8 protein-coding genes are annotated in these 14,300 nt (G+C 66.5%); 2 read left to right on the top strand and 6 right to left on the bottom strand.

Translation table 11 applies throughout. The features are described 5' to 3' along the window. Positions 1-150: 150 nt before the first annotated feature. A complete protein-coding gene (locus Q5H89_RS17655; protein ID WP_305020670.1) occupies positions 151-1,233 on the bottom strand; it encodes an AAA family ATPase in 1,083 nt (360 codons plus the stop codon). Positions 1,234-1,310: 77 nt separating this feature from the next. Between Q5H89_RS17655 and Q5H89_RS17660 the strand changes: the two genes are divergently transcribed. Beyond that, the gene (locus Q5H89_RS17660) at positions 1,311-2,792 is read left to right on the top strand and encodes an ATP-binding cassette domain-containing protein (protein WP_305020671.1); all 1,482 of its coding nucleotides are present in this window, start codon (positions 1,311-1,313) and stop codon (positions 2,790-2,792) included. On the opposite strand, the gene Q5H89_RS17665 is transcribed toward Q5H89_RS17660, so the two are convergent. The 3 genes from Q5H89_RS17665 to Q5H89_RS17675 form a co-directional block, all read right to left on the bottom strand. Then, a complete protein-coding gene (locus tag Q5H89_RS17665) occupies positions 2,789-3,568 on the bottom strand; it encodes an EcsC family protein (RefSeq protein ID WP_305020672.1) in 780 nt (259 codons plus the stop codon). The two genes, Q5H89_RS17660 and Q5H89_RS17665, sit on opposite strands and share 4 nt — an antisense overlap. A gap of 234 nt (positions 3,569-3,802) precedes the next feature. Continuing rightward, positions 3,803-6,589 (bottom strand): hypothetical protein, encoded by a 2,787-nt coding sequence (locus tag Q5H89_RS17670; RefSeq protein WP_305020673.1) that lies wholly within the window; start codon positions 6,587-6,589, stop codon positions 3,803-3,805. Positions 6,590-6,628: 39 nt separating this feature from the next. Continuing rightward, the gene (locus Q5H89_RS17675; protein ID WP_305020674.1) at positions 6,629-7,360 is read right to left on the bottom strand and encodes a hypothetical protein; all 732 of its coding nucleotides are present in this window, start codon (positions 7,358-7,360) and stop codon (positions 6,629-6,631) included. Positions 7,361-7,481: 121 nt separating this feature from the next. On the opposite strand from Q5H89_RS17675, the gene Q5H89_RS17680 reads away from it, so the two are divergent. Continuing rightward, positions 7,482-8,993: an APC family permease gene (locus Q5H89_RS17680; RefSeq protein WP_305020675.1), complete on the top strand. Its 1,512-nt coding sequence runs from the start codon at positions 7,482-7,484 to the stop codon at positions 8,991-8,993. Between the two features lie 322 nt (positions 8,994-9,315). Here the strand turns inward: Q5H89_RS17680 and Q5H89_RS17685 are convergent, their stop codons facing one another. Then, on the bottom strand, positions 9,316-11,655 hold the full coding sequence (locus Q5H89_RS17685; protein WP_305020676.1) for a S9 family peptidase: 2,340 nt from the start codon (positions 11,653-11,655) through the stop codon (positions 9,316-9,318). A gap of 63 nt (positions 11,656-11,718) precedes the next feature. Then, on the bottom strand, positions 11,719-14,253 hold the full coding sequence (locus Q5H89_RS17690; protein WP_305020677.1) for a zinc-dependent metalloprotease: 2,535 nt from the start codon (positions 14,251-14,253) through the stop codon (positions 11,719-11,721). Positions 14,254-14,300: the final 47 nt, after the last annotated feature.

A 14,300-nucleotide genomic window follows, 5' to 3' on the forward strand; every position in this document is an offset into this window, starting at 1 on the left:
GCCCATATGTGACATGCGCTCCTACTTATTGGTCATTAGTGACGTTGGTTAATTTTGAGGATAGGTATTCACCACGCGTAGCAAGTCTCGCTATCTACTCAACTACAATTGACAGTTGTACCAAAGAGTGTATTGATGGCCAAATACGCCTCACAGCGCCGCCCGCACCTGCGCTACCCGTTCCGCCACGCTGCCATCGAGCAAGGTATAAGGAATTCCCAGCGCCTCGAGCTGCATCAGAATAGCGCCGTGCTGAAACTGCCGCAGCGCCTCGGGCCCGCGCCAGCCATCCTGCTCGAAGGGCACGGTGGGCATACACACGAAGGTGCGGGCGTAGCGCTGCCCACACACCCGGGCCAGGGCAAGCAGGGCCGGGTCGCAGCGGTGAAAATAATAATAGGAATACAGCGCCGTAGTGGCCGCATTGGTGTCGCAGACGAGCCAGCCGCTAGCCCGGGGCGCGGCCTCGTCCTCTAATTCGAGCTGGCGGCGGCCGATGTAAAGCAGGTCCTCGTAGTCGAGCGCGCCGTTTTTCTGCTCGTGCAGGAGGCGGCCGTATTCGGGCACCCAGGCGGTGCCGAGCGCTTCGGCCAGGGCGGTGGCCAGGGTAGTTTTACCGCTGCTTTCGGCCCCTAGCAGCACCAGGCGCGGCCCGGCGGCGGGCGGCACCGCGCCGTATTGCGCGGCCACGAAGGGATGCAGGAAATTTAATTTGGAATTAAGAATGAAGGCGGAAGAATTATTTCCAGCTGATTTTTCACCCCACATTCCCAATTCCAATTTCAGCGCCGTGCCGCTCACGGGCACTTGCCGGCGCTCAGCATCGACCAGCACGTGGGCGGCGCCCAGGTGCTCGGCCAGGCCGGGGCCGTAGGCTTCGCTGCTGAACACCACGCTGGGGCGGTAGCCGTGGCTGGCCAGCCACTGGCGCACGAAGGCGCGGTGGGTGTGGTCGTCGGCCGCGTCGGGGGGCAGGCCATCAGCTTCGGCAGTGAGGGCGATGATGCGCAGCGGCGTGGCGCCCACGCGGGGGCCTGGCGCAAAGTCGTCGCCCCGGTACAGCTCGCGCAGCCAGGCGGCGCGGGCGGGCGCGGGGTGCGCGGCATCGTCGGGGTGGGCATACACGAGCACGAGCAGCTCGGCTACCTGGGCGGCGGCGGTTTCGAGCAGCAGCTGGTGGCCCCGGTGCGGCGGCCAAAACTTGCCTACCACGAGGCCAAGCGCATTCGACATGAAGGAAAGGCAGGCGTGGCCTTAGTTTGCGCCACGGCTTGCCGGTGCAAGCTAAAGCTGACGCTAGCTTCCTGCCCATGCCCACTCCCCTGCTCGCCCTCGACCACGTGGCCGTGCGCCACCTCAACCGGGTGCTGTTTGCTGACCTGAGCTTGCGCATCGAGCCGGGCCAGCACTGGGCGCTGGTGGGGCCGAGCGGGGCGGGCAAAAGCGCGCTGCTAGCTGCCCTGGCCGGGCAGCTGCTGCTTACGGGCGGAGCTGCCGCCTACCCCGGCCTGAGCGCCGCCGCCCGGCAGCGCCACCCCGCCGACCCGCTGGCCGCGTGGCGGCAGGTAGTGAGCCTGGTGGGCGCGCGGGCGCCGTTTCGGGCGCGGCCGGGCGGCGGCGAGCTGTATTACCAGCAGCGCTACGAGGCCACGGCAGCCGAGGAGGTGCCCACCGTGCGCGAGCACCTGCTGGCCCAACCCGCCCGCCCGGGCGGCGCCTGGACCTACGCCCGCGTAGTGGCGCGGCTGCGCCTGGGGCACTTGCTGGGGCAGCCGCTCATTCAGCTTTCCAACGGCGAAACCAAGCGCCTGCGCCTGGCCACGGCCCTGCTGCGCCACCCGGCGCTGCTCTTGCTGGATAACCCGCTGGCGGGCCTCGACGTGGACAGCCGCGCCGATTTCGACGCGCTGCTGGCCGAGATAGCCGCCGCGGGCACCACCGTGGTGCTGGCCACGGCGCCGGGCGAAATTCCGGCCCTGGTAACGCACGTAGCCGAGCTGGCGGCGGGCCAGCTCGTGCGCACCGGGCCGGTGGCGGCCTACCGCCCGCTAGCCCCACCCGCCCCGCCGGTGCCCGATGCGGCGGCCCTGCACGCGCTGTGGCCGGCCACGCCGCCCGCGTTTACCACCCTCGCCAAGCTGGAAGACGTGACCATTCGCTACGGCGAGCGCGTGATTCTGGACCGGCTGAGCTGGGAAATCCGGCCCGGCGAGCGCTGGGCGCTGCTAGGCCCCAACGGGGCCGGCAAGTCTACGGTCATCAGCCTTTTGAATGGCGACAACCCGCAGGCGTACAGCCAGCGCATCACGCTCTTCGACCGGCGCCGGGGCACGGGCGAAAGCATCTGGGACATCAAGCGGCGCATCGGCTACGTGTCGCCCGAGCTGTTGCAGTACTTCCCCGGCCAGCCCACCTGCCTGGGCGTAGTGGTCTCGGGCTTTGCCGATACGCTGGGGGCGGGGCGCCCCACGCCGGCCCAACTGGCCACGGCCCGCGCCTGGCTAGGGGTGTTGCACCTGGCCGACTACACCGCGCTGCCCCTGCGCCAGGTGCCGGCCAGCGCGCAGCGCCTGTGCCTGGTGGCGCGGGCGCTGGTCAAAAACCCGCCCCTGCTGCTGCTCGACGAGCCCGGCCAGGGCCTCGACGCCACCCAGCAGCCCTACTTCCGGGCGGTGCTGGAGGCTATTTGCACGGCTAGCCCGGTGGCATTGGTCTACGTGAGCCACTACGCCGCAGACATTCCGCGCAGCGTGACGCGGGTGCTGCGGCTAGGCGAGGCGCCCGCCGGCTAGCCCAGCCGCAGCGGCGCTAGGGCGGGCGGCAACTCGGCCCCCGCCGGGGCGGCGAAGTAGCGCAGGCGGTAGCAGTTCATGGCCGTAGCGCCGAGCTGCTGCAGCAGCCGGTAGTTGGCCACCGCGCCCACGGCCGCCCCGATAACGGGCACGAGCTGCGCCATTTTGGCCAGGTCGATGTAGTCGCGGTATTCCTGCTGAAAGGTGCGCCAGTCGAAATCGGCGGCCTCGGCGGGCAGGGTTTGGCGGTAGGCGTCCCAGTGCGCGAGGCGGTAGTACGTCTCGTTGCGGGTGTGCTGGCTGCTGAAGGCAAGCTGAAAAATATGCAGCAGATACAGCCGCTCGGGGTACTCGCGCACGTCGTAGCCGTAGCACGCCGCCACATCAAACAGCAGCTTGAGCTTGAGGCCCAGCAGCAGCGGAAAATCGGCGAGCCCTAGCAAAAAGCCGCCCGCGCCCGTCACGGCCCCCTCGGCGGTGGCCATGAGGCGGTAGTCACGCAGGTGGTCGCGCACGGCCGCCTCGCGCGCTGCCAGCGAAGGCGCTGCCAGCGGCCGGCGCGTGAGGTGCGTAGAGCCAAACAGCACGCCGCGCACCAGCTGTTTTATAGTCCCCGTGATGGCCTGATGCACCCGCTCGGGCAGCAGGCCATTGAGCCGGATTTGCACGCGCCGGGTAAACTTATCGAGCCGCGAGGGCAGCCGCTGCATCTGCCGCTGCCAGGCTTGCAGCTCGGCATAAATGGTTTCTTCGGCAGGAGTTTGGGGCAGGGGCATGAGGGGTAGAAAAATAATCTTTAACCGATAAAAACGACTAAATTATTTGTTAAATACTTAATTTACAAGCCGTTCAGCTTGAGACTGCGTTGGAAAACGGTTGTCATTGCGAGGAGGCACGACGAAGCAATCGCACCCGAACGGTCTGTTAAAATAAAAGCTCGTAGTGATGCGATTGCTTCGTCGTGCCTCCTCGCAATGACCGCTCGCTTGTTATTTCCACTAGCCCGGCCCTTACTCGCGCACCTCGTCGCGGCGCAGCTCGCGGCGCAGCAGGCGCACCAGCTGGTAGCGCTGGCGGGCGGCCTCGTAGCGCAGCGCCACGCCGGTGCCGGTGCTGGGCCAGGTGCCCGCCTGGGTGGGGCTGCCCGCGCCGGCGCCCAGCGGGCGGCCCTGGGCGTCGAAGAGCGACACCAGCCCCGGCAGCGGCTCGGTGAGGGCGAGCACCTGGTGAGCGGGGCCGAAGTCGAACCACTGCACGGGCTTCTCGCCCGAGGTGAGGAGCTGGCGGCTCAGCAGCGGGGCCGGGCCGGTGGCCAGGGGCGCATACACGTCGAGCTGGCCACCATCCTGGCGCACCACCACAAACGAGCCGGCGCGCCTGCTAGCCTCGGGCACGAGCCGGAAGCTGGCCGTACGGCTCCAGGTAGCCACGCGGCGCCGGGTACTGATGTCGCCGCTCAGCGTAATACTCAGCAATTCACCGTGTTGGTTCACCACGCGCAGCAGGCTGCGGGCCAGCGTGGGACCGGCCGCGGTGAGCAGCGGCCCCGCCAGCCGCGCCCCCGCGCTCACCGGAAAGCCCGGGTAGCGGCTGCCGGCCTGGTCGAAGGCATAGACGTAGCCATTGCGCAGGGCGGCCACCACCACATCGCGCCCACCCACAGTGAGCAGGGCCGGCGGGCCGGCCAGCGGCGCTTCCAGGCGGTGGGGCCAGCCCGGGTAGCGCCGGCCGTTGGTGTCAAACAGCAGCAGGCTATTGGTGGTAGTAGCCACCAGGATGCGCGCCGAGGTGCCGGCCGCCACGTCGGCCACCGTCACTGAGTCGGGCAGGTTGAGGGGGAAGCCGGGGGCCTCCCGGCCATCGGCCGGGCTCAGCCAGTGCACGCGGTGGGCGGTGGCCAGCAGCAGCCGCCCGCGCAGCAGGCGCGGCGGGCTCACCACGGGGCCGGGCAGCGTATCGGCCCAGGCCCGGCTGGCAGTGCCGGCCGGCAGCAGCGTAAGCACCCCCAGCGAATCGGCCACCAGCACGGGGGCGGCCAGCGTGCCATCGGCGGTGGGCTGGGCGGGCAATAAGAAGGGCTGCCCGGCCAGCGGCGTGCGAAAGCGCAAGCGCACGCCCCCGCCCCGCCCGGCCGAATCGGCGGCCGGGGCCTGGCCGGGCCGCCGCAGTAGCAGTTGGGCAAAGTACTGGCTGCCGGGCCGGGTTTCCTCGGCGGGCTGCTCGGGCGGCACCAGCTGCCAGGCCACCTGCGAGAAGTGGCGCAGCAGGCTCTCGTTGCGCAGCAGGCCGGCCCGGCGGTCTTCGGCCAGGGTGCCCAACAGGGCGTTCCAGCCCTGGCGCACATCGGCCAGCACCGTGAGGCGGGCCAGCGGCTGGGTTTGCTGCAAAAGCGCAACTTGCGAGGCCGAGCGGCTCCATACCTGGCCGGCCACTACATCGGCCAGGTAGGCGCGCAGCGTGGCGTTGTCGCTCAGGGCCAGGTACTCGCCCACCACGGCCGTGCTCAGCGGGCCGCCCGCCGGGGCTGCGGCCGGGCCATCGGCCAGCGCCCCTAGCAAGGCATTGGGTTGAAAGCCGGCCTCATACACCTCGTAGCTGCCTACCCGCCCGAAGGCGGGCGAGGCGCCCCCCGCTCGCCGCAGCCGGGCCAGCCACTGCGCCGTGCGGGCCGGCGCCACGCTGCGCACCAGCGTGAGGCGGGCCGGCAGCTGGCCCGGCGCGGGCGTGGCCAGGTACACCAGGGTAGCGCCCGGTGCCAGGGTAGCGCGCAGGCTGTCGAGGGCCGGGCGCGCGGCGCGGGCCGTGTCGGCGGCGGGCGCGGGGGCTAGCCGCCCGGCCACGGCCAGCACCAGGGCGGCGCGCAGGGGCAGCACGCCGGCCAGGGGGCGCGGCGACTGCGCAGCCTGGCCGCGCAGCGGCTGCTGCCACGAGTTGGCGGCCGTTTCGGGGTTGGCGAAGCCGGTGAGCGTGACCTGGCCCGGCCCAAATTTGAGGCCTAGCAAGCTCTCGTGGGTGAGGGCCAGCGCCTGGTCGAGCAAGGCGTGGGTGCCGGGCTGAAACAGCACGTCGAGCAGGGCCGGCACCCGCCGGAAGTTGACGAGCAGCGTGGCATCCACGTCGCGCAGGCGCAGCAGGTCGGTGGCCCCAAAGCCGGCGCGCACGGTGGGCGCCTCGGGGTGAGCCAGCCGGTGCACCACAGCCTCGACCAGCGCGGCGTGGGTACTGATTACTAAATGGTTGCGGTAGTTGAGCACCGTGAGCGTGCCGCCGGCCTGGGCCGTTAATTCCTGTAATTCGTAGCCCTCATAGTCGCGGGTGCTGAGGCGGTAGCGCGGGTCGCGGCCCAGGGTTTCAAGCAGGCCCCGGGCTTGGCGGTACTCGCGCACGCTGGCCAGCGGTATCTGGTACAGCACATCGACCTGCCCCGGCCCGGTAAGGTGCAGCGAGCTGAGCACGAGCTTCTTCCCCAGCAGGCTTAGCAGGCCGCGCGGGCGCCCGGTCACGGGGTTGGCCACCACGGGGCGCCCGCCGGTGTCGAGGCTGTCGGCCAGGGCCAGCGGGCCGGCCACCTGCTGAAAGTAGCGCACCCCGGTAATGTTGTCCCACACGCCGGCCTCCTGCAAGTGCTGCACCAGGGCGGCGTGGTCGCGGGTGGCCAGCACCAGCACGGCATCGTCGGGCACCAAGGCGTAGGGGTCGATGGGCCGGGCGGCCAGCGTGCGGCGGTAGTAAACGTAGGTGGCCAGCGACAGCAGCAAGAAGGCGGCCACCAGCAGGGCCAGAAGCTTGCGGGACATGCGGCAAAAGTAGCCCGGCCCGGCGTTAGGGCGGCCAGCCTAGCGCACGAAGGTGAGGGTGGCGCGCACAGTGTCGCCAGAAAGGGACGTGCGGGCTTTTATACTCACCAAAGTATCTTGGGTGGCCCCGCTAGCTGTGGTTCGCGAAAACGTTGCTACAGGCAGAATGCCTGGCCGATTGTAAAAATTCTGTGCCTCACCAGTATAGAATGGCACTGACTGGTAGAGATATACTGTTTGGCTTAGGTTATTGGCAGGAAACTTCTGAAGCCGGTTGAAGCTCAGATACTGATAGCCGGTCTGGCGTGTAAGCACCTGAACCGCGAATACCCGTCGAGGAGACGGCTTGAAATTCACAGTATTAGCGCTGCCAATAGTCAGGTCAATAGTGCGCTTGCTACGCGGATTATAGCCGGTGATAATTGAATCTGGCAGGTCGAGCCTGAAAATCCGGGTATTATCATTGGCTCCTTCACAGCTGACACCATAGTAGAGTTGGTAGGTATTGGTAAAGCTGAAGGAATAGTTGCCCTGCAAATCAGTTCGGGTTGAGTCTGCCTCGTTCCAGTAATTACCCGAAGAACCAGGATACTGGCTTATCGTAGCCAGCGCCATCCGGATACCGGTCATCGGCTTACCCGTGCGCAGGTTCATCACCTTTCCCTGCACCGTTGTGAGCTGCCCGGCTGGCACATTATTGGGGCAACCGGCCATAGAAGTCAGGCCAAAATAGCAGCTAGCAAGCAGCAGCAGACGTAGTTGACGGTTCATAACGGGAAAGTTAGTGGCGCAGGTTGATAGCTCAACACTGGACTCCCTTGGCGGGACGCGCGGTTGCATTGCGGGTGCCGGTCGTTTATTTGGCAAAAAACTGCCCTAGCCCCCCGCATTTATGGCCGACACCTTACCACCTTCCTCCGCTCCTGCCGCTGCCGCCGCCGCGCCCGGCCACTTCAAGCGCGCCCTCACGCTGTTCGACTCCGTGATGCTCGTCACGGGCTCCATGATTGGCTCGGGCATCTTCCTCGTGTCGGCCGACATTGCCCGGCAGGTGGGCTCGGCGGGCTGGCTGCTGGTGGTGTGGCTGCTCACGGGCCTCATCACCATGGCCGGCGCCATCAGCTACGGCGAGCTGGCGGCCATGTTTCCCAAGGTGGGCGGGCAGTACGTGTACCTGCGCGAGGCCTTCGGCAAGCTGGTGGCTTTCCTGTATGGCTGGACGCTCTTTCTCGTCATTCAAACGGGCGTTATCGCGGCCGTGGCCGTGGCCTTTGCCAAGTTCACGGGCGTTATCTGGCCCTGGTTTTCGGTCAATAATGTCCTTTTCGATACCCACCTCGGTAGCTGGCATTTTGAGTTTTCTTCCGTGCAGCTGCTGGCCATCCTGCTCATCGTGGCCATCACGGCGGTAAATGCGCGCGGAGTGCAGGCCGGCAAGCTCATCCAAAATGTCCTTAGCTCCACCAAACTGGTAGCGCTGGCGCTGCTCATTATATTCGGGCTGGCCCTGGGCCTGAATGCCGACGCGGTGCAGGCCAACTTCCACGACCTGTGGACGGCCACGCGCTCGCCGGCCCCCGGCGAGCCCGGCCTGCTGCAATCGCTGACGGCGGGCGGCCTGGTCATTGCCATCGGCTCGGCCATGAAAGGCTCGCTGTTTTCCTCCGATTCGTGGAATAACATTGGCTTCGCGGGCGAAGAGATTCAAAACCCCGAGCGCACGCTGGTACGCAGCATGGCCATCGGCACGGCCATCGTTACGGTACTCTACATTTTCATCAATATCGTGTACCTGCTGGTGCTGCCCCTCAAGGGCTCGGCCGAAGCCGCTACGCTGGCCGGCCGCGGCATTCAGTACGCTGCCGACGACCGCGTAGCTACGGCCGTCGCCGAATCGGTGATGGGGCCGAAAGGTGCCATTGTACTGGCCGTGCTCATCATGCTCAGCACCTTCGGCGCCAACAACGGCATTATCCTGAGCGGCGCCCGCGCCTACTTTGCAATGGCCAAGGATGGCTTGTTTTTTCCGGGGCTGGCCCGCCTTAACCGCGCCGGCGTGCCGGGCCGCGCGCTGTGGGTGCAGTGCCTGTGGGCCTGCCTGCTGTGTTTGAGCGGCAGCTACAACACGCTGCTCAACTACGTCATGTTCTCGGTTATCTTGTTCTACCTCATCACGATAATCGGCATTTTCGTGTTGCGCCGCACCCGGCCCGACGCGCCCCGCCCCTACCGCGCCTGGGGCTACCCGGTGCTGCCGGGCATCTACGTGGTGCTGGCTTCGGCCTTTTGCATCATTCTGCTCATCGCGCCCGACACGGCCGTAGCGGCTGGCATCGGGCTGGGCCTGGTGGCGCTAGGGCTGCCGGTGTACTTTTTGGTTGGGCGGCGCATGGGCGGGGCCTAGCAGAATTGAATTTAGGTAAAACACGCGTGCCCCGGGTTTCGGATGAAGCCCGGGGCACGCGTGTTTTCAGGGTATTCTTCCAGGCGCCCGACCTCACCCCCGGCCCCTCTCCTTGGGGAGAGGGGAGCCTGGCGATAGAATTAAAAATGAGGCGTTAAAAACCAAAACCGCAATGCCTAACTGACGCTAGGCTCCCCTCTCCCCAAGGAGCCATTTCCGGGTAGCCACGCCAGGTGTTGTACCAGTCGACGCTAGGCTCCCCTCTCCCCAAGGAGAGGGGCCGGGGGTGAGGTTGAACGAGTAACGAGCCAGCCATTGGCCCCTACTGCACTTCCAGCCGCGGGTCGGGCCGGGGCGTCATCTCGTAGTCGTGAGGCGGGGTGGCGCCGGCCAGGTTTTGCACAAAATAGTCCCAGCGGCGGCGCGTCATGTAGGGCGAGTACTGGCCGTAGCCGTGCTGCGCATTCGGGAAAATGACCAGGTCGTAGCTCTTGTTGGCTTTGGTGAGGGCCTCTACCACCAGCAGGGTATTGTAGGGCGGCACGTTGTTATCCATCATGCCGTGGGCCAGCATTATCTTGCCTTTCAGATTTTTGGCAAAAAGCGCGTTGGCTTGATTGTCGTAATTAGTGGTGCCGTCGGACTGGGTTTGCAGCAGGCCGATGTAGCGCTCGGCCCAGTCGTCCTCGTAGTTGCGGTTTTCGTGGTTGCCCGACTCCGAGATGCCCACCTTAAAGAAATCGGGGTAGCGGAACATGGCCGCCGCCGTGGCGTAGCCGCCGCCCGAGTGCCCCCAGATGCCGGCCCGCTCCAGGTCAATATACGGGTAGCGCTGGGCTAGCTGGCGCATGCCGGCCACCTGGTCGCCGAGGGTATTTTCGGCCATGTTGCCGTAGCAGGCATCGTGAAAGCCCTTGGAGCGCAGCGGGTTGCAGCTGCCCTCTATCACCACCACCACAAACCCCAGCTCGGCTAGGGCCTGGTGGTCGTTGCGGGCTGAGGCAAACGACCAGCTGCCCACGCCGCCGCCCTGCGGCCCGGGATATATATAATTGATAATCGAATACTTGCGGGCCGGGTCGAGCGTGGTGGGTGTGAAGAGCAGCCCGTATAAATCGGTCTGCCCGTCCTGGGCCTTCACCGTAATGGGCGTGGGTGCCTTCCAGCCAGTGGCCGCAAGGCGCGAGATGTCCATCTTCTCCAGCGTGGTAAGCAACTTGCCATCGAGGCTGCGCAACACGCTGACTTCGGGCACGTTGGGCTGCGAGTAGCTATCCACGAAGTAGCGGCCCGAGGGCGAAAGCGTGACGCGGTGGTTGCCGGCCTCCGGCGTAAGCAGGGTCAGGTGCCTGCCATCGAGCCCAATGCGGTAGAGCTGGCTGAAATAAGGGTTGCCGGGCGCGCGGCCATCGGCCAGAAAGTAGAGCTGGCGGGCCTGCTCATCTACTCTCAGCAGCTGCGTTACCACCCAGCTGCCCTTGGTAATCTGGTGCTTGACCTTGCCCGTGGCGGCGTCGTAGAGATAAAGATGCCCCCAGTTATCGCGCTCCGAGTACCAGACAACTTCTTTGCTCTTAGGCAGATAGCGCCAGTTAATAGCCCGCTGGCCCGATTCGTACTGCGTGGGCACGGTTTCGGAAAACATCTCGCGCACGGCGCCGGTAGCGGCGTCGGCCAGGCGCATCTTCTCCTGCTTGTGGTCGCGCGAGGTCGAAACGAAGGCTAGCTGCGCGCCGTCGGCGCTCCAGTCCACGTCATCGAAGGTGCCGCTGCTCGAAATATCGTCGGAGAGCGAGCCGCGGTGCGGGTCGGGCGGCACTTGCAGGCGCACTACCTTGGCCGGGTTCACGTCGATAATCACCCGCTCGATGGTGATAATATCCTTGTCGCCGGGCAGCGGGTACTTCCAGCTATCCAGCCGGGGATGGCCCACATTGGTGGTTACCAGGTACATATCGCCCGCCCGGCGCTGGTCCTGCTGAAAGGTGGCGATTTTGCGCGAGTCGGGCGACCAGCGCAGCACCGGCGCGTCGCTCATGGTCCAGCCCGCATTGTCGGTGGCGTAGCCGTAGTCCTTCACGCCATCGGTGGTGAGCTGGGTTTGCTGCTGGGTTTTGGTGTCGCGCACCCACAGGTTGTAGTCGCGGATGTAGGCGGCCAGGCGCCCGTCGGGCGACACCACTTCGTTGGCGGCGTTTTTGTCGCCAGCGGGGCTAGCCGCGGGTGGGTCGTCAGCACTCAGCTGCCCGCTTGCTAGCGCGTACCGGTAGCGCTTGCCGCCCGCCGCAAAGGCAATGGCCTGGCCATCGGGGGCAAACGCGAAGCTGCGAAACGGCAGCCGGGCCGCCTCGACCGGCCGGCCGCTGGCCGCCGATAGGGCGGCGGCCAGCCTGCCCTGGTCAAAGGCCGCGGCGCGGGTCCGGCGCGCGGGGTCAACCACGATAAACTCGCTGCCCTGCGCCGTTTGGGTGCGGTACCAGAACCGGCCATCGGGCAGCCAGTTGAGCTGGCCCAGGCTGTGGTCGACCAGCGGCTGGGTGTTGTAAAGCATGAAGCGCTCGGCCCGGGCATAGTCCTGGGCCGAGCGGGCGGGCGGCGCCTGGGCTAGCGCCGCCCCGGCCAGCGAGCCGGCCAGCGCGAGGGTTACTAAATAGGTATTCATAAGAAACAGGTCAGAAAACAGCCTGGTTGGCGGGCGCAAGGTAGTACCGACAACCGGGCGCTACTACGCCCCGTTGTCTTCCAAAAAATCCGGCCCCGGCATACCGATGGGCGCGCCGGGCGGCTGGGCCAGCGCCGGGGCGGGCACAAACTTGTTGGGGTCTTCCTCAAACTTGCCAATCTGGCTCAGGCCGAAGAGCAGGCTGGCCTTTTGGCGGGGCGGCGCCTGCGGCACCTGGCTTTTCAGCCAGTCCTTCAGCTCGCTTACTTTCAGCAGGCTCTCGCCGCGCACGTTTTCGGCGGTGGCGGGGCTGGCGGCCAGCTGCAACAAATATTTCAGGGTCAGATTATTGACGACTACTTGCAGCTCGCCGGGGTAGCCGGGGGCTAGCGGAGCGTGCCAGGTTTGGGCCAGCAGCTTATCGACCACCGGCATAAAGCCCGGCTGCTGCGCGTCGCGGGCCTGGTACTCAATGAGGCGGGCGGCGCGGGACGGGTCAAGCAGCGCCGCAAGGGTGGGCGCCGCCGCGGCCTCGGCCGCCCCCAGCGGGTCGAAGGTGGGGCCGGTGTGGCCGCTGAAGGTTTCGAGGCTGCCGGGGTAGCCCACGGGCCGGGGCGGAATCTGCTGAATCAGCTTTTCGGGCAGGGCCAGGGTGGCGGGCGTGAGGGTGGCGAGCAGGCCATCGAGGGCGCGCCACTGCTCGGCGGGTGCCACCAGGCGGGTTATCACCTGGCCGTCGCCCTTCACGGCGGGCGTGAAGTACAAGCCCCCCAGCGACTTAGCTGCCGCCTCTACCTGGTAGCGGTGCAGCAGGTACATGGGCACGAGCACTTCCTCGAGCGTGGCCAGGGGCGCGCCGGCGGGCAGAGCATCGGTCGAAAACGTGTCGAGCACGTGCCGGCGCACCGCCAGCAGCTTGGCGAGCTGGGTCACGGCATTGTCGCCATCGTCCCACTGGTTGGCCAGCGGGTGCGCGTAGCCGCCGACATCCGGAATAAAAATGTGGCCCTGCCGCAGGGTTTCCTGCATAATTTTATCGAGCGCGGCCGGCTCGTTGGTACCCTTCGGGAAATCCTGGTAGCCCCACAAAATGGCGCGCTTGTCCCAGCTGCCAATGCCCGCGGCGTAGGCCTGCGACACGTCGATGGTGCCGTCGGCCCGCAGCGAGAAGCGCGGAAACGGGTAGTCCATCACCGAGCCGCGCTCGTGGGTGCTGGAGGTAAAGTTGTGAAACAGCCCCAGCGTGTGCCCGATTTCGTGGGCCGAAAGCTGCCGGATGCGGGCCAGCGCCAGCTCTTCGAGCTGCTTGGGCGCCTTGCGGCCGTTTTTATAGGGCTGCAACAAGCCTTCGGCAATGAGGTAATCTTGGCGGTGGCGGTCCGAGCCCAGGGTGACGACGCCCTTGATGATTTCGCCGGTGCGCGGGTCGATGTACGACGAGCCGTAGGAAAACGCCCGCGGGTTGGTGGCCCTATCTACCCAGTTCACCACGTTGTAGCGAATATCCATGGGGTCGGCCCCCTCCGGCAATTCCTTCACGATAAAGGCATTGCGGTAGCCGGCCGCCTCAAAGGCCTGGTTCCACCACCCGCCGCCCTCGATGAGGGCACGCTTGATATCGGGCGGGGCGCCGCGGTCTACGTAGTACACAATGGGCGCCACCGGGTCGCTGATTTTGGCGCCGGGGTTTTGCTTGGCTAGCCGGTGCCGGCGCGAAAAGCGCTGCACGAGCGGCTCGCTCATGGGCGCCGAAAAATCGAGGTAGCTGAACTGGTTGAAGCCCGAGCGCGGGTCGAACATGCGCGGCTGGTAGCCGGCCGCGGGCAGCTGCACAAACGACTGGTGCATACCCACCGTTACGGCGCTGGGGTCGGGCGCCAGGCCGGGGCCGCCCGCGCCAAAATCGAGCCCCCCCGCGCCGGGCCCACCCACGAAGGTGGCCAGCGTCTCAAACTCCGTATTCTGCGGAAAATTCTTCGTGTTGGCCGGGTACACTGCCGAGCGCGTTTCGTCGAAGCGGTACGTGGCGGCGGCGGGCGCGGCGGCCCCGCCGCGCAGGCCCGCAAAGCTGGGCTTGCCGAGCTGGCCGGCCAGTTGCTGGCTATCGCGCACCAGAAAAGGCGTGAGGTCGAGCAGCACCCGGTCGCCCTCCACCGCCGCCGGCGTAAAGCCCCAAATGACAGACTTGGCAAAGGCGCTTTCCACGGCACGCTGCTCATCGGGGTTTTTGCCGGTAGCGCGGTAGGCCAGGTTGGGCTCCAGCAGCATCACCCGGGGGCCGATTTTCACAAACTTTACCACGCTGGCCGAGGCCACGCCCCGCTCGGGGCCGCCCAGCCCCACGCCATTGGTGAGCGAGCTGAAGTAAAGAAACTCCTGGTCGAAGCGCGTCACCTCCAGGTAGACTTTGCCGGTTTGCTCGTCGTAGTAAAACGGAAAGTAGCCGTCGTTTTTTTTCAGGCCCTGCGTAATGGTACTGAGGCTGGCCGCCGGGCGGGCCTCGGCGCGGGCGGGCGCCGGGGCGCCACCAGGGGCCTGGGCCGCGGCCAGGTGCGCGGCCAGCAGCAAAGCAGCGGAAGTAAGGAGCGGGGGTTTCATGCGCGGGCGATAAAAGGTTTAGCACCCGCAGTATAGCACCCAAAAGC

It is taken from the genome of Hymenobacter cheonanensis (assembly GCF_030581075.1).
In the GTDB taxonomy this organism is placed as follows: domain Bacteria; phylum Bacteroidota; class Bacteroidia; order Cytophagales; family Hymenobacteraceae; genus Hymenobacter.